Genomic DNA, 19,188 nt, shown 5'->3' with positions numbered 1-19,188 from the left:
GGCGCCCCGGCGCGCGGGCCTCGTCCCCGGGCGGCCCGCGATGAGCACGCGGGCGCGACCCGCCGGAACCCCACCGCCCCCGGAAGCGCGGACGGAGCAGGCGGGGCCGGACCGGGCGGAACTCTCGGCGGGCGCCCGGCAGGAGCGGCGGCTCGGCTGGCTGCTCTGCGCGCCCGCCGTCGTCGTCATGATCGCCGTGACCGCCTACCCCATCGGGTACGCCGTCTATCTGTCCCTCCAGCGGTACGACCTGCGCTTTCCCGGACGGGCGGAGTTCGTGGGTCTGAGCAACTACGGCGCGGTGCTGTCCTCCCCGTTCTGGTGGGACGCCTTCTGGGTCACGCTGTTCATCACCGCGGTGTCCGTGGCGATCGAACTGGTCCTCGGCATGGGGCTCGCCCTGGTGATGCACCGCACGATCTTCTGGCGCGGCGTCGTCCGCACGTCGGTCCTCGTTCCGTACGGGATCGTCACCGTGGTCGCCGCCTTCTCCTGGCAGTACGCCTGGACCCCGGAACTCGGCTACCTCGCCGAGCTGTTGCCCAGCGGGGAGGCCCCGCTGACCGAGCAGTGGCCCGCCCTCTGGCTGATCATCCTCGCCGAGGTGTGGAAGACGACGCCGTTCATGGCCCTGCTGCTGCTCGCGGGCCTCGCGCTCGTCCCCGAGGAGACGCTGAAGGCAGCCATGGTGGACGGTGCCACTGCCTGGCAGCGCTTCACCAAGGTCATGCTGCCGCTGATGAAACCGGCCATCCTGGTGGCACTGCTCTTCCGCACCCTGGACGCGTTCCGGATCTTCGACAACATCTACATCCTGACCGCGGGCGCCCAGGGCACCGGATCCGTGTCGATCCTCGGGTACGACAACCTGTTCACCGCGCTGAACCTGGGCATCGGGTCGGCGATCTCGGTCCTGATCTTCATCTGCGTCGGGATCATCGCCTTCACCTTCGTCAAACTGTTCGGCACCGCAGCACCCGGTGCGGAGGTGAAGCGCTGATGGCCGCCGTGGGCAAGACGCACGCCACCCGATGGGGCGTCCTGAACGTGGTGGTCGTGCTGTACGCCCTGTTCCCGGTGTGGTGGATCGCCGCGCTGTCGTTCAAGGACCCCAGCACCCTGACGGACGGCAACTACATCCCCACGGACTGGACCTGGGAGAACTACCGAGGAATCTTCGAGACCGCCGAGTTCACCCGGGCGCTGATCAACTCGATCGGCATCGCGCTGATCGCCACGGTGATCGCCGTGGCGCTGGGCACCATGGCCGCCTACGCGGTGGCCCGGCTGCGGTTCCCCGGCAAGCGGGTCCTCATCGGCATGTCACTGCTGATCGCCATGTTCCCGCCGATCTCCCTGGTGTCACCGCTGTTCAACATCGAGCGGATCATCGGGATCTTCGACACCTGGATCGGGCTGATCATCCCGTACATGACCTTCTCCCTGCCGCTCGCGATCTACACCCTGTCGGCGTTCTTCCGGGAGATCCCCTGGGACCTGGAGAAGGCCGCCAAGGTCGACGGGGCGACGCCCGCGCAGGCCTTCCGGCTGGTCATCGTGCCGCTGGCCGCACCGGGCGTGTTCACCACGGCCATTCTCGTGTTCATCTTCTGCTGGAACGACTTCCTGTTCGCGATCTCGCTGACGTCCACCGAGTCCGCGCGCACCGTGCCCGCGGCGATCGCGTTCTTCACCGGCAGCTCCCAGTTCCAGCAGCCCACAGGGTCGATCGCCGCCGCCGCCGTGGTGATCACCATCCCGATCATCGTTTTCGTCCTGCTCTTCCAGCGGCGGATCGTCGCCGGACTGACCTCCGGGGCAGTCAAGGGCTGAACGGGGAAGGCAAGGAGGCACCACCATGGCCGAGATCATCCTCGAGGGAGTCACCAAGCGCTTTCCCGACGGGGCGCTCGCCGTGAAGGACGTGGACCTCGCCATCGCCGACGGCGAGTTCGTGATCCTGGTCGGCCCGTCGGGATGCGGCAAGTCCACCACGCTGAACATGATCGCCGGACTTGAGGACATCACCGAGGGCACCCTGCGCATCGGTGGCCGAGTCGTCAACGACCTGGCTCCCAAGGAGCGCGACGTCGCCATGGTGTTCCAGAGCTACGCCCTGTACCCGCACATGAACGTCCGGGAGAACATGGGCTTCCCGCTGCGCCTGGCCAAGGTGGACAAGGCCACCATCGACGCCAAGGTGACGGACGCCGCCCGGATCCTCGACCTCACCGAGCACCTGGACCGCAAGCCCGCCAACCTCTCGGGCGGTCAGCGCCAGCGGGTGGCCATGGGACGGGCAATCGTCCGTGATCCGAAGGCGTTCCTGATGGACGAGCCGCTGTCCAACCTGGACGCCAAACTCCGGGTGCAGATGCGCACCCAGATCTCCCGGCTGCAGCGGCGCCTCGGCACGACCACCGTGTACGTCACCCACGACCAGACCGAGGCGATGACGCTCGGCGACCGCGTCGTGGTCATGAGACAGGGCCTGGTCCAGCAGATCGGCACACCGGCCGAGCTGTACGACCTGCCGCGCAACCTCTTCGTCGCGGGCTTCATCGGCTCCCCGGCGATGAACTTCCTGAACGCCACCCTGGAGGCCGGTGCCCTGCGCTCGTCCCTCGGCGACCTCACCCTCGACGACCGCACGAGGCAGGCGCTGGAACGCCAGAACGCGCCCCGCGAGGTCATCGTCGGGCTGCGACCGGAGGCGTTCGAGGACGCGGCCCTGTCACACGAGGGGGCCCGCACGGGCCCGGTCCTCACCGTCACCGTGGAGGTACTGGAGTCGCTGGGCTCCGATGCGTACGTCTACTTCACCGCGGAGGGAGGGCCCGCGACGACCACCGAACTGGAGGAGCTCGCCAAGGACTCGGGCCTGCGCGACACCGGCACCGACACCCAGCACATCGTGGCCCGCCTGGACGCCGCCACACGGGCCCGCGAGGGCGAACCGGTGGAACTGCGGGTCGACATGGCCAAGGCCCACGTGTTCGACCCGGGGACCGGAGCGAACCTCACGCATCCGATGAGAGCGGACTGACGACGCACGGCACGGGGCGCGATGCGCATCCCCGTGCCGGAGAGAGATCGGATACAGCCCCTTCGCGAGTCGTCCGCCGGTCGGGTTCCACACGGCCGCCTCCCTCCTTCATCAGCTGATCCGGGCCGCGACCGGCAGGTGATCGCTGCCGGTCGCGGGGAGGACCCATGAGCTCCGCGGCTGCACACCGCGGACCAGGATCTGGTCGATGCGCGCCACCGGGAACCTCGCCGGCCAGCTGAAGCCGAAGCCGTCCCCGGCGGCGGTCTGCGCCGAGCGCAACTGCGAGGTGATGGCGTCGAACGCCCGGTCGTCCATCGTGCCGTTCAGGTCGCCGAGCAGCACCACCCGTTCGTTCCGCTCGGCGGCGACGGCCTCGCCGAGCGCCTGTGCGTTCCTGTCCCGCGACTCCGTCCAGAAGCCCGCCCTGGGGTTCAGCCGTACGGACCCCAGGTGGGCGACGTACACCGCCAGTGGTCCCTGGTCCGTGGCCACCGTGGTGCGCAGTGCCCGGTTGTACGCCAGTTTGACGTCGACCGGCTTGGAGTCCGCCAGCGGCCCGACGTCCTGCGCGATGTCGACCGGCCGGGTGTCCGACAGGGGCAGCTTGCTCCACAGCCCGACCGTCCCCTGCACGGTGTGGTGCGGGTACGCCTTCGCCAGTTCCTTCTCGTACGTGCCCCTGGCCTGCTCGGTCAGCTCCTCCAGGGCCAGCACCTGCGCGCCGGAGGCGGCCAGGGCGCGGGCGGTGCCGACCGGGTCGGGGTTGTCGGCGCCGACGTTGTGGCTGACCAGGGTGAGGTCGCCGCCCGGCTGGGACTTGTCACCGAGCAGCCCGCCGAAGAGGTTCAGCCACACCGTGAGCGGCAGCAGCAGCGCGGCCACCGCGGAGGCCGAGCGGCGCCGGAGCGACGCGGCCAGCAGCACCGGGATGAACAGGCCGAACCACGGCAGGAGGGTCTCCACCAGGCTGCCGACGTTCCCGATCCGGTTCGGGATCTCCGCGTGGAGCAGCATGATCAGGCCCAGCAGGAGCGCCGACGACGCCAGGACCGGGCCGCGCCTCCAGTGCTCGGGCCGGGAGGCGATGCGGAGCGCCCGGCGGATGCCCGCGCGCCGGGTACCGGAGGCGGGGTCGGGGCGTCCGGCGTCGCCCTGTCGGGTCTCCGCCGTGCCCACCCGCGCCGTCGTCCGTCCTCGCTCATCGCCGGTCACTGTTCGCGTCATGGGGCCAGCCAAGGCGGCGCGGTGTTGCCGGCACGTATGCGGTTCTCGATACGCCGTCGATACGCGTGGGCTCGTAGCCTCGGAGCATGCGTGTCTTGGTGGTGGAGGACGAACCGTACCTGGCGGAGGCCATCCGCGACGGTCTGCGCCTGGAAGCGATCGCGGCCGACATCGCCGGTGACGGCGACACCGCTCTGGAACTGCTGAGCGTCAACACCTACGACATCGCCGTCCTCGACCGTGACGTCCCCGGACCTTCCGGTGACGAGATCGCCGAACACCTCGTCGCCTCCGGCAGCGGGATGCCCATCCTCATGCTCACCGCGGCCGACCGGCTCGACGACAAGGTCTCCGGGTTCGCGCTCGGAGCCGACGACTACCTCACGAAGCCGTTCGAACTCCAGGAACTCGCGCTCCGTCTCCGAGCCCTCGACCGCAGGCGCGCCCACAGCAGGCCACCCGTGCGGGAGATCGCGGGTCTGCGCCTGGACGCGTTCCGCAGAGAGGTCTACCGCGACGGCCGCTACGTCGCGCTGACCAGGAAGCAGTTCGCCGTCCTCGAAGTCCTCGTCGCCGCCGAAGGCGGTGTGGTCAGCGCCGAGGAACTCCTGGAGCGCGCGTGGGACGAGAACGCCGACCCGTTCACCAACGCCGTGCGCATCACCGTCTCCGCCCTGCGCAAGCGGCTCGGCGAACCCTGGATCATCGCCACCGTGCCGGGTGTCGGCTACCGCATCGACACCCGGCCTGAGGCCGGACGGGAGGGAGACGGACGTGGATAGGCCACCTGGATTGAGCGTTCGCGTCAGGCTCACCCTCAGTTACGCCGGGTTCCTCATGCTCGCCGGTGTCCTGCTGCTCGCGGCGGTGTGGGTGTTCCTGCTGCGGTACGTCCCCGACCGGGCGATGCTCATCAACCCCGATGACCAGCCGGGGCACGGCGTCTTTCCCGTCCGGTCCGCCCTCCTGGACGTCTTCGCCCCGAAGGCGGCCGCGGTACTGGCGTTCCTGCTGGTGTTCGGGCTCCTGGGAGGGTGGATCCTCGCCGGTCGCATGCTCGCCCCCCTGTCCCGCATCACCCACGCCACCCGCATGGCCACGAACGGATCACTCTCCCACCGGATCCGGCTTCCGGGCCGCGAGGACGAGTTCCGCGAACTCGCCGACGCCTTCGACACGATGCTCGCCGGGCTCGAAGCGCACATCGCCGAACAACGGAGGTTCGCTGCCAACGCCTCTCACGAGTTGCGCACCCCCCTGGCGATCTCGAAGGCGCTGCTCGACGTGGCCCGCACCGATCCGAACCACGACACCGGCGCACTCATCGAACGCCTGCACAGCGTCAACGCCCGAGCGATCGACCTCACCGAGGCACTGCTGCTGGTCAGCCGCGCCGAGCGGCGCTCCTTCACCCGGGAGCACGTCGACCTGTCCCTCATGGCCGAAGAAGCCACCGAGACGCTACTGCCCCTCGCGGAGAAGCACGGCGTCACCATCGAGACCGGCGGGGACATCGCGTTCACGAACGGATCACCGGCGCTCCTGCTGCAGCTGACCACGAACCTCGTGCACAACGCGATCGTCCACAACCTGCCCGACCAGGGCGCGGTGTGGGTGAACACCGGAGTGAACCCCGACGTCCATCCCAAGACCGTCGTGCTCACGGTCGAGAACACCGGCGAGAAGCTGACCGCCCAACTGGCCTCGACCCTCGCCGAACCGTTCCGGCGCGGCACGGAACGCGTACACACCGACCACGCCGGCGTCGGCCTCGGCCTGGCCATCGTCAAGACCATCGCCGACGCACACGACGGAACCCTCACTGTCACGCCGCGCCCCGTCGGCGGGATCAGCGTCACCGTGGAACTGCCCGCGACCTGCGCGTCGCACCCCGGTCGATGAACGCGGCAGTGGCGGTACACGGGACCGGGGCCGGGCAAGGTCCCGGGCACGGTCCGTCAGACAGAGCGCGGCCAGCCCGATGTGGAGGGCGAAGTTGGGGGCTGGGCGAGCCAGGTCCCGGTCATGCGGGACTGCGCTCGTCGGCGGCGAGTTCCTCGGTCAGCGACCCGCCGGCGTCCCATCGCCCACCCCGCGGGCCCATGCCGGGGAAGACCCAGCAGTCCGCCGGTGTCGGGGTTCGAGGCGGTGTTCACTCGGCCCGCGCGTTCGGCGGCGGTGGGCCAGGGTGTGGCCGATGTCGGCCGGCCGGGCCCGGCCTCCCGACCAGCTCGGCCTGGATGGGTGCGGCATCCGACAAGCATCAGTGGAAATCCCGCCGGAGAGTGAGCGGATTCGGCCACGGGCTCGATGGTGCGATCATCGGTTGATGTCATGAGGGTGTGTTCCGGCGCGGCTCCGGCGGCTTCGGTGGCATCGGGGGACGCTGTACCGTCGGCGACGGGAAGGTGGTCGACTTCGGACGGTGAGCGCACCGTACGAGAGGGGATCGTGGAGACGAGCACGCAGGCGGGCCCCGTCGGGGAGTCGCGAACGCCCTTGAGCAGAGGGCGTGTTCTGGCTGCCGCCGTCGCCCTGGCCGACGAGGGTGGAGTCGACGCGCTGAGCATGCGCAAGATCGCGCAGGCGCTCGGCGTCGTGCCCATGGCGCTCTACAAGCACGTGGCGAACAAGAACGAGTTGCTGGACGGCATGATCGACGCCCTCGTCGGCGAGATCGACCCGCCGGTCGCCGACGCCGACTGGAGAACCGCCGTCCGCGGACGGGTTCTCTCCGCCCGCCGTATGCTGCTGCGCCACCCGTGGGCGCCCGAGGTCATCGAGTCGCGCATCAAGGCGCGGACCGCCCCGACACCCGCGGTCATGGAGTACCTGGACTCGATGATCGGGATCTTCCGGGCCGGGGGCTTCTCGCTCGATCTGACGCATCACGCGATGCATGTCATGGGCAGCCGCCTGCTGGGCTTCTCCCAGGAGCTGTTCTCGGACTCCGCCGGCCGTGCGCCCGACCCGGACGCCCTGTCGCCCGAGGAGATGGCCGCGCGCTACCCGCACATCACCGCGCTGGCCATGGCGGTCGCCCACGACCGTGATTCGGTCGTCGGCTCGGGCTGTGACGACCAGTTCGAGTTCGAGTTCGCCCTGGACCTGACGCTGGACGGCCTGGAGCGGCTCCTCCGCGCGCCCTGACCCGCGCCGATCCGTCGGCGACTGCCTGAACCCCCGGAACCCAACGCCCCCACCGAGCCGCGCCCCTTGACGGGTGTACGGCGTACACCTACCTTGCCTCCAAGAAGGTGTACGCCGTACACCGGGGGCCACGAAGTGAGGGGGAGGGCGATGAAGGCGATCGTGCAGGAGCGGTTCGGTCCGCCGGACATCCTGCGGCTGACGGACATCGACCGTCCGGAGGTCGGAGCCGACCAGGTGTCCGTACGGATACGCGCCGCCGCGCTCAATCCGTACGACTGGCACATGATGCGCGGCGACCCGTACGTGGCGCGGCTGTCGGGAGTCGTGGGGCTGACCCGGCCGAAGACCCGGGTCGCAGGGATCGACGCGGCGGGCGAGGTCGAGGCGGTCGGTGCCGAGGTGCGGGGGCTGCGGCCCGGGGACGAGGTCATGGGCTTCTGCCCGGGTTCGTTCGCGGAGTTCGCGTGCACCACTGCGGATCTGCTGGTGCGCAAGCCCGCGAACCTCACGTTCGAGCAGGCCGCGGCTGTGCCGGTGGCGGCGGTGACCGCCCTGCGCGGAATCCGGACCGTGGGGCGGGTGAAAGCCGGGCAGCGGGTACTGGTCAACGGGGCGGGCGGCGGCGTGGGCACGTTCGCCGTACAGATCGCCGTGGCCCTGGGCGCCGAGGTGACCGGCGTGTGCAGCGCCCGCAGCGTCGATCTCGTGCGCTCCCTGGGCGCCGCGCACGCCGTCGACTACGCCCGGGAGGACTTCACCGCAGGGCGTACGTGCTACGACGTGATCCTCGACAACGTGGGCAACCGTCCGCTGCGGCGACTGCGCCGGGCGCTCACGCCGGCGGGGACGCTGCTGGCCAACGGCGGCGGCTCGCCCGGCCGGGTGTTCGGGGCGATGGGTTCCATGGCGCGACTGGCCGCGGCCGACCTGGTCACCCGCCGACGGCTCCGCCCGATCCTGCCCTCGCCCCCGTCCGGACCGACCCACGACGACCTGCTCGCCGTCGCCGCCCTCATCGAGTCCGGCGAACTCACCCCGGTGGTCGACCGGACCTACCCCCTGGCGGACACGGCCGAGGGCGTACGCCACATGGAGCGGGGCCACGCCCGGGGAAAGGCGGTGATCACCGTGCGGTGAGCGGCGCCTCGCTCGCCGTCCGGGGCACCGCGGACCAGGGGCACCGCCGACGGCACGGGTGCCGTCGGCGGCGCGCGGGCATGGCCGACGGCGCCCAGGATGCGTCAGCCACGCCCGGAGTGCGTCAGCCGTGCACGAGGTGCGGCAGCCCTGCACGAGAAGCGCCAGTCGTGTCGCCGCTGGTATCGACGCGGCCGTGCGGGCGTGCCGGTCGCGTCACCCCATCAGGGCCGCCACGTCCGCGCGGATCGCCGGTAGTTGGGCGTGCAGTACGCCGCCGGGGCAGGCGGTGGCCGCCCAGTCGCGGTGGCCGGAGATGGCCGGGCCGCTCCAGGTGGCGCCGTTGACCGGGTTGACGTAGCCCACCTTCTGCTGGAGGGGGTCGATGGAGTGCCGGGTGGCGAGTTCCGCCAGCAGTTGGACGAGTGCGCCGCGCGCGGCGGACGTGGGCGCGCTGGTGGTGAATGTCCCGAGCAGGGCGATCCCGACGTTCCCGGAGTTGTACGTGGCGATGTGAGCGGCGGTGACCAGCCGTCCCGCCGCGTTGTGCGCGGGGTCTCCGTCGGTGCCGGACCAGCGTCCCTCGTAGACCAGTCCGGCCGCGTCGATCAGATAGTGGTAGCCGATGTCGCCCCAGTCCTGACCGACCGTCTGGTCGCGGTAGATGGTGCGGACCCGGGCCGCGGGGTTGGCCTCGCCGTTGGCGCTGCCGGTGTGGTGCACGGACAGGGTCTGCACCGGGTGGTAGTCGGGCGGCCAGGTCTCGCTGCCGTCCGGGCCGAAGCGCAGGCTCTCGTCCGCGCCCCAGGCCTGCCGCGACAGCAGGACGTAGGCGGCGGACGCGGAGGCGGACCGGGAACTGGCGATGGCCGAGCCGGCGGCCGCGGCCGGACGGGAGACGGCACCGGTCACGGCGACGGCGCCGAGGGCCCCGAGCAGCGCGCGCCTGGGTAACGCGCCGGAGGAGTCGGAGGGGTGGGACGAAGTCGTGTGCTTCGCGTGCATGGCTGTCCTTCCGGAGCGGGGGTGGCCGGGAGACGGATCAGGGCCGGTTCGATGGTGCCGGTGACGCGCGACGGTTTCCAGGCTGTGGGCGCGGCATCCGCGCGTGGTCGTGCCCGGCCACGGCGGGGTCGGGGGCCCGCGGCTGCCGGCCGATGTCCGCACCTGTCTCGCACTGCTCCGCGACGGCGGATCGAGCGTGGTGTGGATCGAGCGTGGTGTGGGGTGCTTGTACGCCGAACACGAGACGGGTGAGCAGCAGAACGCGGCTCCTGCTGGGTGCTGGGTGCTGGGTGCGCGTACCCGGTCTCGCGGCGCGCGGTGGTGATGGGGGGCGTGTCAGGGGTGCTCGGTGGACTTGGCGGTGGGGTGGTCGGTTGGATGGGGACTCGGGCTGGTCCGCGGTGTCACGGTCGACGGGGCCGCGGGCCGATCGACGACACTCGACGCGCGCCGGAGATGAGCTGCGATGGTGACCGACCGGTACGGCAACCGCCTGTACGAGTGCACCGCCGACGGAGCGGGGCATCTGGACCGGGCCGTGGAAGGGCTGTTGTTCTTCCGGCCGGAGTTCCCGACCGCCGTCGCGGACGCCGTGGCCGCGTGTCCGCGCGCGCCGCTGGCCCAGGCGTTCGCGGCGTATCTGGGGATGCTGGGGACCGAGCCGCGGGACGCCGAGCAGGCGGGCCGCACGTTCCAGGACTTCAGCGCAGGGCTGGATCGTTCGGCGCTGCCCCGGCGGGAGCGCATGCACATGGCCGCGGCCGAGGCCTGGCTCGGCGGTGACCTGGGGCGGGCCGGCCGGATCCTGGAGGATCTGGTCGTCGAGTGCCCCCGTGATCCGCTCGCCCTCGCGGTGGGCCATCAGCTCGACTTCTTCACCGGGGACGCCACGCGGCTGCGGGACAGGATCGGCGGCGCCCTGCCGGCGTGGGACACGGACGAGCCGCACCGGGGGCCACTGCTGGGCATGTACGCGTTCGGCCTGGAGGAGTCGGGCCACTATGACCGGGCCCAGGAGGTGGCCAGCGCCGCCGTCGAGCGGAACTCCCGTGACATCTGGGCCATCCACGCGGTCGTCCATGTGCACGAGATGCAGGGCCGGTTCGCCGAGGGGCTCGACTTCCTCGACGCGCGCCTCGACGACTGGGCGAGCGGCAGCCTGCTGACCGTGCACAGCTGGTGGCACTACGCCCTGTACGCGCTGGAGGCGGGCGACACCGCAGCGGCCCTGCGGATCTACGACGCCGTGCTGCACCACGAGGACTCGTCCGGCTTCGTCATGGAACTCCTCGACGCCGCCTCGCTGTTGTGGCGGTTCCTCCTGGACGGTTCGGACCAGGGAGCCCGTTGGCAGGCGCTGGCCGACGCGTGGGCCGCCCGCGAGGACCCGCCGTTCTACGCCTTCAACGACGTGCACGCCGTCATGGCCTTCGCGGGCGCGGGGCGGCTGGACACGGCGGACGAGTTCGTCGCCGACCGGCGGCGCTGGCTGGGCGCGGCCCGGGAAGGCGCCCGGCCCCGCACCAACCGCGTGATGACGGCCGAGATCGGGCTGCCCGTGTGCGAGGCGCTGGTGGCGTTCGTCCGTGAGGACTACGCGACCGTGGTGGAGCTGCTGTGGCCCGTTCGCCGGCGACTGCACACCTTCGGTGGGAGCCACGCCCAGCGGGACGCCGTCCAGCGGACCCTCCTGGAGGCGGCACTCCGCGCACGCCGGGACGACCTGGCCCGGCTCCTGCTCGGCGAACGTGCCGGTCTGAGCCCCCACAGCCCCTACAACTGGCTCGGCCGGGCCCGCCTCGCCGACGCCCTCGGGGAAGCGGGCCGCGCCGCCGTCGCCCGCGCCACGGCGACCGAACTGGCGGCCCCCGCCGCGGCGAGGCTGAGCGGGAACCGGCACGTCACCCACCTCGGACGGAAACCCTGAGCCCGGCGTGAATCCCGCGTGCCGGCCGGGAGGCTTGAGCCCGGCCGGAGTGCCTGGGGCCGAGCCCGGCCGAAAGCCCTAGGCCGAGCCGAGTCCCGGCCGGGAACCTTGAGCCTCGGCGAGGGCGCCCCCCGCCCGCCCCCTCCGCTAGCCCAGACAGCCCACATGTGCCAGGGCCTGCTTCAGCAGGACTCCCTGTCCGCCCGGCATCTCGCTCTGGACGGAGGCCGACGCCGCCTCCTGGGGGCTGAACCACACCAGGTCGAGCGCGTCCTGCCGGGGGCGGCAGTCGCCGGACACCGGGACGATGTAGGCGAGGGAGACCGCGTGCTGACGCGGGTCGTGGAACGGGGTGATGCCCTGCGTCGGGAAGTACTCGGCGACGGTGAAGGGCTGGAGGGCGGACGGGACGCGGGGCAGCGCCACCGGGCCGAGGTCCTTCTCCAGATGGCGCAGCAGCGCGTCACGCACCCGCTCGTGGTGCATCACGCGGCCGGAGACCAGCGTGCGGCTGACCGTTCCGTCCGGGCCGATACGCAGCAGCAGGCCGATGCTGGTCACTTCGCCGCTGTCGTCGACGCGCACGGGCACGGCCTCGACGTACAGGATCGGCATCCTGGCGCGCGCCGACTCGAGCTCGTCGGACGTCAGCCAGCCCGGCGTGGTTTCGGTCATGTCAGACATTGGCTGATCATACTTTCAACGTCAGTCGGAGCGCGCGTCGCTCCGATCACACCTGTCAGAGATGCCCCGTCGCTCCGTCCCCATGCGCGGCGTGGACGATCACTCCTGCGCGGCCCACATTCCGCGCACATGACCGAGGTGGCGGGTCATCACCCCGCGTACGGCCTCCTCGTCGTGGGCGAGCAGCGCGTCCAGGAGTTCCAGGTGCTCCTGGGCCGAGGACAGCAGCCGCCCCGACTCGGCGAGCGCGGTCAGGCCGTAGAGGCGGGCGCGTTTGCGCAGGTCGCCGACGACCTCGACGAGGTGCGCGTTGCCCGCGAGGGCGAGCAGACCGAGGTGGAAGCGGGTGTCGGCCTCGACGTACGCGATGAGGTCACCGGCGGCCGCGGCGGCGACGATCTCGCGGGCGGCGGGCCGCAGGGCCTCAAGGGAGACCGGGTCGGCGGTCCTGGCCAGGCCGGCCGTGGTCGGGATCTCGATCAGCGAGCGGACATGCGTGTACTCGTCGAGCTGCCGCTCGGTGACGGCGGTGACCCGGAACCCCTTGTTGGGCACGGTGTCGACCAGCCCCTCCTTGGCCAGATCCAGCATCGCCTCGCGCACCGGCGTCGCCGAGACACCGAAGCGGCCGGCGAGCGCCGGCGCGGAGTACACCTCGCCCGGCCGCAGCTCACCGGCGATCAGCGCGGCCCGCAACGCGTCGGCGACCCGCTCGCGGTAGCTGCTCTTCTTGCCGCCGAGCACCGGCAGGGCGGGGGCCGGGGGAGCGGCGGCGGCAGCGGTGGAGACGGACGGTACGCCGCCGCGCCGCGACTCCGTGGGGGGCATGCGGTCTCTCCTGAAGTTCGAAGTCCCGGAATCCTAGAGGACGAACCCGGACGGGAAGGGGTCGGACGGGTCGAGCAGGTACTGGGCGGTGCCGGTGACCCAGGCGCGGCCGGTGAAACTCGGCAGGACGGCCGGGAGCCCGGCGACCTCGGTCTCGCCGAGCAGCCTGCCGGTGAAGTGGGTGCCGATGAAGGACTCGTTCACGAACTCGGTGTGCAGCGGGAGTTCGCCGCGCGCGTGGAGCTGGGCCATGCGCGCGCTGGTGCCCGTGCCGCAGGGGGAGCGGTCGAACCAGCCGGGGTGGATGGCCATCGCGTGCCGAGAGTGGCGGGCGGTGGCGCCGGGGGCGTAGAGGTGGACGTGGTGGACGCCGTGGATCGACGGGTCCTCCGGATGCACGGGTCCCCCCTCGGCGTTGATGGCCTCCATCAGGTCGAGGCCCGCCCGCAGGATGTCGTCCTTGCGGCCACGGTCGAAGGGCAGTCCGAACTGCTCCAGCGGCAGGATCGCGTAGAAGTTGCCGCCGTAGGCGAGGTCGTAGGTCACGGTCCGGCCGTCGGCGAGCGTGGCCTCGCGGTCGAGGCCGACGGAGAACGACGGCACGTTCCGCAGGGTGACCGCCTTGGCCGCGCCGTCCTCCACCGCCACCTCGGCCACGACGAGGCCCGCCGGGGTGTCGAGGCGGATGGTGGTGACCGGCTCGACCACCTCGACCATGCCGGTCTCCACGAGCACGGTCGCCACGCCGATCGTGCCGTGGCCGCACATGGGCAGATAGCCGGAGACCTCGATGTAGACCACGCCGTAGTCGCAGTCGGGGCGGGTCGGTGGCTGGAGGATCGCGCCGCTCATCGCCGCGTGCCCGCGCGGCTCGTTCATCAGCAACTGCTTGATGTCGTCGCGGTGTTCACGGAACCACAGTCGGCGTTCGTTCATGGTCGCGCCGGGGATCGTGCCGATCCCGCCGGTGATCACCCGGGTGGGCATGCCCTCGGTGTGCGAGTCGACGGCGTGCAGGACGAGTGTGCTGCGCATGCTCCGGTCTCCTTCTCGCTCGTTCTCGCCGCGTCCCGCGCGGGTTACGCGAGGCCCGCGGCGACGGCCTTCTCCGTGGCCGCCCGGATCACGGCCTCCTGCTCCGGCAGCAGTTCCACCCGAGGCGGCCGGCAGCGTCCCCCGGGCCGGCCCACGATGTCCATCGACAACTTGATGGCCTGCACGAACTCGACCTTGGAGTCCCAGCGCAGCAGCGGGTGCAACTGCTCGTAGAGCCTCTTCGCCGTGGCGAGGTCGCCGTCCACGGCCGCGTGGTACAGCTCCACCGTCGAGGCGGGCAGCGCGTTCGGGTATCCGGCCACCCAGCCCTTGGCGCCGGCCAGCGCCAGCTCCAGCAGTACGTCGTCCGCGCCGATCAACAGGTCCAGTTCCGGGACGAGTTCGGCAAGCTGGTAGGCCCGGCGCACATCGCCGGAGAACTCCTTCACCGCCCGGATGCACCCCTCGCCGTACAGCTTGGCGAGCAGGTCGGGGACGAGGTCGACCTTGGTGTCGATCGGGTTGTTGTACGCCACGACCGGGACGCCCGCCTTCGCGACCTCGGCGTAGTGCGCGAGCACGGACCGTTCGTCGGCACGGTACGCGTTCGGCGGCAGCAGCATCACCGCCGCGCAGCCCGCGTCCCTCGCCTGCTCGGCCCAGCGCCGGGACTCGGCGGACCCGTACGCGGCGACGCCCGGCATCACCCGCGCGCCCCCGATCGCGGCGACGGCGGTCTCCACCACCGCGGCGCGCTCCTCGGGCGTCAGCACCTGGTACTCGCCGAGCGAGCCGTTCGGTACGACGCCGTCACAGCCGTTCTCGACGAGCCAGGCGCAGTGCTCGGCGTACGCGTCGTGATCGACGGAGAGGTCGTCACGCAGGGGGAGCGCGGTGGCGACGAGGACGCCGCGCCAGGGACGGTTCTCGGTGCTCTCGGTGCTCTCGGTGCTCTCGGTGCTCTCGGTCGCCATGTGTGGTGCCCCTCTCCATGAGGTGTGACATGTCACTGATGGTGTGGTGATCAGGGTCTGGGCTCACGGCGGGCCGCCGTCCCCGTCGTCCTCCCCGCTCTCGCCCGCCCGCGCCAACACGCCGAGGGGCACCGGTAGGGCGAACGGTCGCCGGGCCACGGCCTGCCCGCATCCGGCGATGCCCGCGACCCCCGGTTCGCAGATCCGGCCCTGGCACCAGCCCATCCCGGCACGGGTGAGGAGCTTCACGGTCCGGACGTCCGCCGCGCCCAGCTCCCCGACGGCCTCGCGGACGGCTCCGGCGGTGACCTCCTCGCACCGGCAGACCACCGTGTCGTCCGTGACCTGCTCGGTCCAGTGCGCCGGTGGGACGTACACGGCGTCGACGGCACCGAAGAACTCCCGCAGTTCCTCACGGGCCTTGGCGGCCCCCGCCCACTCGCCCGGGTCCGGCACCCGGCCCCCCAGGCGGGCGGCGGCCGACCGGCCGGCGATGTGGCCCTCGGCGAGGGAGAGGGCCGCGCCGCCGATCCCGGTGGTCTCGCCCGCCGCCCAGACGCCCGGCACATCGGTGCGCTGCTCCTCGTCGACCCGGACGCGCGGACCCGTGGACTCGATCCGGCAGCCGAGCGCCTCGGCGAGATCGGTGTGCGGCAGCAAGCCGTGTCCGACGGCGAGCGTGTCGCAGGGGATGCGCCGCCCGGTACCGCGCCGGACCCGGCCCTCGGCGTCGAGCGCGGCGACGGTCACGGCCTCCAACCGGTCGTCGCCGTGCGCCTCGACGACGGTGTGGCGTACGAGGGTCCGTACCCGGTGGCGCAGCAACTCCGCCGCGTACCAGGCCCCTTCGGCGAGCTTGTCCGCCCTGCGCGTCAATGCCCCGGTCCGCCGCACCAGGGCCGCCGGGTTCGCGGACTCCACCAGCGCGGCGACCGTGACTCCAGCCGCCGCGAGCCCGGTCGCCACCGGCAGCAGCAGCGGGCCCGTCCCGGCGACGACGGCCGTACGGCCCGACACCGCGAGCGTGCCCTTCAGCATGGCCTGCGCACCGCCGGCGGTGACCACGCCCGGCAGGGTCCAGCCGGGGAAGGGCAGCACCTTCTCGTAGCCGCCGGTCGCGAGCAGGACGGCGTCCGCGCGCACCTCGACGGGCTTCTCCTGCTCGGGCCCGACCAGCGCGTGCACGGTGAAGCGCCCGGAGCCGTCCGAGTGCCGCTCCACGCACCACACATGGTGGTCCGTCAGATGGGTGACGCGTCCGGCGGCGACCTCGCGTGCGAGGCCGTCGCGCAGCCGTTGCCAGGTGCGCCACTGATGGTGCAGGGCCTGCGGCCGCCGCGCGCCGAGCCCGGCCGAGGGCTGCCGGTAGAACTGGCCACCGGCCGCCCGGGCGGCATCGACCACGGTGACCCGTACGCCTCGTCCGGCTGCCGCCAGGGCCGCGGCGAGACCCGCGGGACCCGCGCCGACGATCGTCAGACGGGGCGGCCCGGGTTCAGTGCTCATGGCCCGTGCCCTCCTGCGTGCGGATCGCGTCGCCCGGTCGTACCGGAACCAGACAAGCCCGTTGATTGGGCCGTTCGTTGACGGTGACCAGGCAGTCGTGGCAGACACCGATGCCGCAGAAGATCCCGCGTGGCCGCCCCGCGCCCCGGGTGGTGCGCCAGGACGTCACGCCGGCGGCCCAGAGCGTGGCCGCGACCGTCTGGCCCGGCAGCGCCTCCAGCTCCCGCCCGTCGAGGGTGACGGTGAAGGCGGGCCCCGGCACCGCCCGCGCCAGTTCCAGCGGGTTCATGCCGCGTCCCCCTCGTGCTCCGCGAACCGGTCCGGGCGGAACGGCGCGAGATCCAGCTCGGGCGTCCCGCCCGAGAGCAACTGGGCGATCAGATGGCCGGTACCGGTGGCGAGCCCGATCCCGGCGCCCTCGTGCCCGCAGGCGTGGAACAGGCCCGGCACCCTGGGATCCGGCCCGATCGCGGGCAGATGGTCCGGCATGTACGGCCGGAAGCCGACGTACGTCCGCATCGCGCGCACCTCCTGAAGGAACGGGAACAGCCCGGTCGCGCCCGCCGCCAGCGCCCGCACGACGGGGAGCGAGAACGACCGGTCGAAGCCCACCCGTTCGCGGCTCGCGCCGATCAGCACGGGTCCGGCGGCCGTGCCCTCGACCACCGGGGAGGTCTGCAGCGCCGCCGAGTCGCTGGCCACGTCGGCCACGTAGTCGGCGGCGTACACCTTGTGCCGCACCATCGGCGGCAGCGGTTCCGTGACGAGTACGAAGCCGCGCCGGGGGAGGACCGGGAGGCCGACCCCGGCGAGCGCGGCCAGTCGACCGCCCCAGGTCCCGGCGGCGTTGACCACCGCCGTGGCGTGGACGTCGCCCCGGTCGGTCCGTACGCCGCGCACGGCACCGGCCCGCGTGCGCAGCACCTCGGTCACGGTCCGGCCGGTGAACAGTCGGCACCCGGAGGCCCGTACGAGACGGGCGGCGGCCAGGGTCGGCATGACCTGGGCGTCCTGGGGATAGTGGATGCCGCCCGCGAGGCCGGGTGCCAAGTGTGGTTCCAGGTCGGCGAGTTGATCGGCGGCTACGGTGAACGCCTCGACACCGGCTGCCCGTTGCCCGGCAGCGAACAGCTCCAACGCGGCGAGACCCTCCGGCGCGGACGCCACGACGACCCCACCCTTGGGCTCGTACTCGAACGCCGTACCCAGGCCCGGCTCGGCGGCCAGCTCCGCCCACAAGCGGGTGGACAGCAGGGCGAGTTCGAGTTCGGGACCGGGCTCCTTGTCGGAGACCAGGACATTGCCCTCACCGGCGCCGGTCGTGCCGCCGGCCACCGGGCCGCGGTCCACCACGGCGACGCTCAGACCCGCCCGGGCCGCGTACAGGGCGCAGGCCGCACCCACCATTCCCGCTCCGACAACCACGACGTCGCAGGTCAGTCGCTCGGTCACGCCAGTACTATGTCACATGGCGCTGTGCCGTGGAATACCCCGACAGCGCGTCCCGGCCGGGCGGGGCGGCATGGGGCGCGGGCTACTCTTCAGGTACGGCACGGCACGGGGTGGGGCCACGTCCTCACGCCGCACCGCACCGCACCACGCCGCACCGCACCACGCCGCACACACCGCCCTACGTTCCCGAGGACAGCGCGATGTCCGACGACAAGCCCTGCTGCGCCCCCGGCCGAGAGCCGTCGGGCGGTCCGCTCGCCCTGCCGTCGGCCGGAGTTCGGGGTTCGGCTGAGCCGAACCACGAACGGTTGCTGGCGCTGCCCGGCGGGTCCTTCCTGATGGGGTCCGAGGACGAGGTCGGTTACCCGGCGGACGGCGAGGGCCCGGTGCGTGCGGTCGTGCTGAGCCCGTTCCGTATCGCCGCCACGACCGTCACCAACGAGCGGTTCGCCGAGTTCGTGGACGCGACCGGACATGTGACCGAGTCCGAGCGCTTCGACTTCTCCTTCGTCTTCGAGGGCTTCCTCCCCGACGAACTGCGCGCCGTCTCACCGCGCGTCCCCGGCACCCCCTGGTGGCGCGGCGTCCGGGGTGCCGACTGGCGACGGCCGACGGGACCCGGCTCCTCGGCCGAGGCGATCCCGGACCACCCGGTGGTCCACGTGTCCTGGAACGACGCGCAGGCCTACTGCGCCTGGTCGGGCACCCGTCTGCCCACCGAGGCCGAGTGGGAGTACGCGGCCCGCGGTGGCCTGGAGCAGCGGCGCTATCCGTGGGGCGACGACCTGGCCCCCGACGGCCGGCACACCTGCAACATCTGGCGCGGTACCTTCCCGACCGACAACACCGCGGCCGACGGCCACGGTTCGACAGCCCCCGTGGACGCCTTCGCACCCAACGGCTACGGCCTGTACAACACCGTCGGCAATGTGTGGGAGTGGTGTGCCGACCGGTTCAGCCCGGACTTCCATCGCACCGGCCCGCGCACGGACCCGACGGGGCCGCCCGACGGCCCGGCCCGGGTGATGCGCGGAGGCTCCCACATGTGCCACGCCTCCTACTGCAACCGCTACCGGGTGGCCGCCCGCTCCTCCAACACCCCCGACAGCGCTGCGGGGAACATAGGTTTTCGGGTCGCGGCGGCGGTCTGAGTCGACGGAGGACCACCACACCGGGGCGCCCCGTCGAAGGGGGAGCGTGTCGGTGAGGGCCGT

Annotated in this window: 18 protein-coding genes; 9 read left to right on the top strand and 9 right to left on the bottom strand. The window is 72.1% G+C overall.

The features are described 5' to 3' along the window. Positions 1 to 40 precede the first annotated feature (40 nt). The 3 genes from RM704_RS18620 to RM704_RS18610 are packed head-to-tail and all read left to right on the top strand — an operon-like array spanning position 41 to position 3,046. Positions 41 to 1,000 carry a carbohydrate ABC transporter permease gene (locus tag RM704_RS18620; RefSeq protein WP_033529549.1) on the top strand — a complete coding sequence of 320 codons (960 nt, stop codon included), beginning with the start codon at positions 41 to 43 and terminating at the stop codon, positions 998 to 1,000. Continuing rightward, positions 1,000 to 1,833 (top strand): carbohydrate ABC transporter permease, encoded by an 834-nt coding sequence (locus RM704_RS18615; protein WP_033529548.1) that lies wholly within the window; start codon positions 1,000 to 1,002, stop codon positions 1,831 to 1,833. Before RM704_RS18620 ends, RM704_RS18615 begins: the two co-directional genes overlap by 1 nt. Positions 1,834 to 1,858: 25 nt before the next feature. Continuing rightward, complete coding sequence (locus RM704_RS18610) at positions 1,859 to 3,046, top strand: ABC transporter ATP-binding protein (protein ID WP_033529547.1); 1,188 nt, start codon at positions 1,859 to 1,861, stop codon at positions 3,044 to 3,046. A 111-nt stretch (positions 3,047 to 3,157) separates the two neighbouring features. On the opposite strand, the gene RM704_RS18605 is transcribed toward RM704_RS18610, so the two are convergent. Continuing rightward, positions 3,158 to 4,273, bottom strand: coding sequence for an endonuclease/exonuclease/phosphatase family protein (locus tag RM704_RS18605; RefSeq protein WP_078937273.1), 1,116 nt, complete (start codon positions 4,271 to 4,273; stop codon positions 3,158 to 3,160). An 86-nt stretch (positions 4,274 to 4,359) separates the two neighbouring features. Between RM704_RS18605 and RM704_RS18600 the strand changes: the two genes are divergently transcribed. The 4 genes from RM704_RS18600 (at position 4,360) to RM704_RS18585 (ending at position 8,563) form a co-directional block, all read left to right on the top strand. Then, positions 4,360 to 5,055 (top strand): response regulator transcription factor, encoded by a 696-nt coding sequence (locus RM704_RS18600; protein ID WP_033529546.1) that lies wholly within the window; start codon positions 4,360 to 4,362, stop codon positions 5,053 to 5,055. Between the two features lie 10 nt (positions 5,056 to 5,065). Then, positions 5,066 to 6,175 (top strand): sensor histidine kinase, encoded by a 1,110-nt coding sequence (locus tag RM704_RS18595; protein ID WP_052146243.1) that lies wholly within the window; start codon positions 5,066 to 5,068, stop codon positions 6,173 to 6,175. 597 nt (positions 6,176 to 6,772) lie between these two features. Continuing rightward, on the top strand, positions 6,773 to 7,423 hold the full coding sequence (locus tag RM704_RS18590) for a TetR/AcrR family transcriptional regulator (protein ID WP_311590858.1): 651 nt from the start codon (positions 6,773 to 6,775) through the stop codon (positions 7,421 to 7,423). A gap of 150 nt (positions 7,424 to 7,573) precedes the next feature. Then, complete coding sequence (locus RM704_RS18585) at positions 7,574 to 8,563, top strand: NAD(P)-dependent alcohol dehydrogenase (RefSeq protein ID WP_033529544.1); 990 nt, start codon at positions 7,574 to 7,576, stop codon at positions 8,561 to 8,563. Positions 8,564 to 8,779: 216 nt separating this feature from the next. Here RM704_RS18585 and RM704_RS18580 read toward each other — a convergent pair whose 3' ends face one another. After that, positions 8,780 to 9,568, bottom strand: a complete 789-nt coding sequence (locus RM704_RS18580; protein ID WP_033529543.1) for a peptidoglycan recognition protein family protein — start codon at positions 9,566 to 9,568, stop codon at positions 8,780 to 8,782. Between the two features lie 466 nt (positions 9,569 to 10,034). On the opposite strand from RM704_RS18580, the gene RM704_RS18575 reads away from it, so the two are divergent. Beyond that, positions 10,035 to 11,495, top strand: a complete 1,461-nt coding sequence (locus tag RM704_RS18575; RefSeq protein ID WP_033529542.1) for a tetratricopeptide repeat protein — start codon at positions 10,035 to 10,037, stop codon at positions 11,493 to 11,495. A gap of 147 nt (positions 11,496 to 11,642) precedes the next feature. Here the strand turns inward: RM704_RS18575 and RM704_RS18570 are convergent, their stop codons facing one another. The 7 genes from RM704_RS18570 to RM704_RS18540 all read right to left on the bottom strand — a co-directional run bounded on the left by RM704_RS18570 (position 11,643) and on the right by RM704_RS18540 (position 17,974). Next, complete coding sequence (locus RM704_RS18570) at positions 11,643 to 12,170, bottom strand: NUDIX hydrolase family protein (RefSeq protein ID WP_033529541.1); 528 nt, start codon at positions 12,168 to 12,170, stop codon at positions 11,643 to 11,645. 108 nt (positions 12,171 to 12,278) lie between these two features. After that, a complete protein-coding gene (locus RM704_RS18565) occupies positions 12,279 to 13,007 on the bottom strand; it encodes a GntR family transcriptional regulator (RefSeq protein WP_033529540.1) in 729 nt (242 codons plus the stop codon). A 33-nt stretch (positions 13,008 to 13,040) separates the two neighbouring features. Next, complete coding sequence (locus RM704_RS18560; protein WP_033529539.1) at positions 13,041 to 14,042, bottom strand: proline racemase family protein; 1,002 nt, start codon at positions 14,040 to 14,042, stop codon at positions 13,041 to 13,043. Positions 14,043 to 14,086: 44 nt separating this feature from the next. Further along, positions 14,087 to 15,016: a dihydrodipicolinate synthase family protein gene (locus RM704_RS18555; RefSeq protein ID WP_033529538.1), complete on the bottom strand. Its 930-nt coding sequence runs from the start codon at positions 15,014 to 15,016 to the stop codon at positions 14,087 to 14,089. Between the two features lie 63 nt (positions 15,017 to 15,079). Further along, positions 15,080 to 16,522 (bottom strand): FAD/NAD(P)-dependent oxidoreductase, encoded by a 1,443-nt coding sequence (locus RM704_RS18550; RefSeq protein ID WP_033529537.1) that lies wholly within the window; start codon positions 16,520 to 16,522, stop codon positions 15,080 to 15,082. Continuing rightward, positions 16,512 to 16,811 (bottom strand): (2Fe-2S)-binding protein, encoded by a 300-nt coding sequence (locus tag RM704_RS18545; RefSeq protein WP_033529536.1) that lies wholly within the window; start codon positions 16,809 to 16,811, stop codon positions 16,512 to 16,514. Before RM704_RS18545 ends, RM704_RS18550 begins: the two co-directional genes overlap by 11 nt. After that, the gene (locus RM704_RS18540) at positions 16,808 to 17,974 is read right to left on the bottom strand and encodes an NAD(P)/FAD-dependent oxidoreductase (protein ID WP_033529535.1); all 1,167 of its coding nucleotides are present in this window, start codon (positions 17,972 to 17,974) and stop codon (positions 16,808 to 16,810) included. The genes RM704_RS18545 and RM704_RS18540 overlap by 4 nt, the downstream gene beginning before the upstream one ends. Before the next feature lie 200 nt (positions 17,975 to 18,174). On the opposite strand from RM704_RS18540, the gene RM704_RS18535 reads away from it, so the two are divergent. Then, complete coding sequence (locus tag RM704_RS18535) at positions 18,175 to 19,125, top strand: formylglycine-generating enzyme family protein (protein ID WP_052146242.1); 951 nt, start codon at positions 18,175 to 18,177, stop codon at positions 19,123 to 19,125. Positions 19,126 to 19,188: the final 63 nt, after the last annotated feature.

Source organism: Streptomyces gottesmaniae, assembly GCF_031845845.1.
GTDB classification, from domain to species: Bacteria; Actinomycetota; Actinomycetes; order Streptomycetales; family Streptomycetaceae; genus Streptomyces; species Streptomyces akebiae.
Note: the sequence above shows the minus strand (reverse complement) of the source record. Positions and strands in the feature narration are given on the sequence as shown.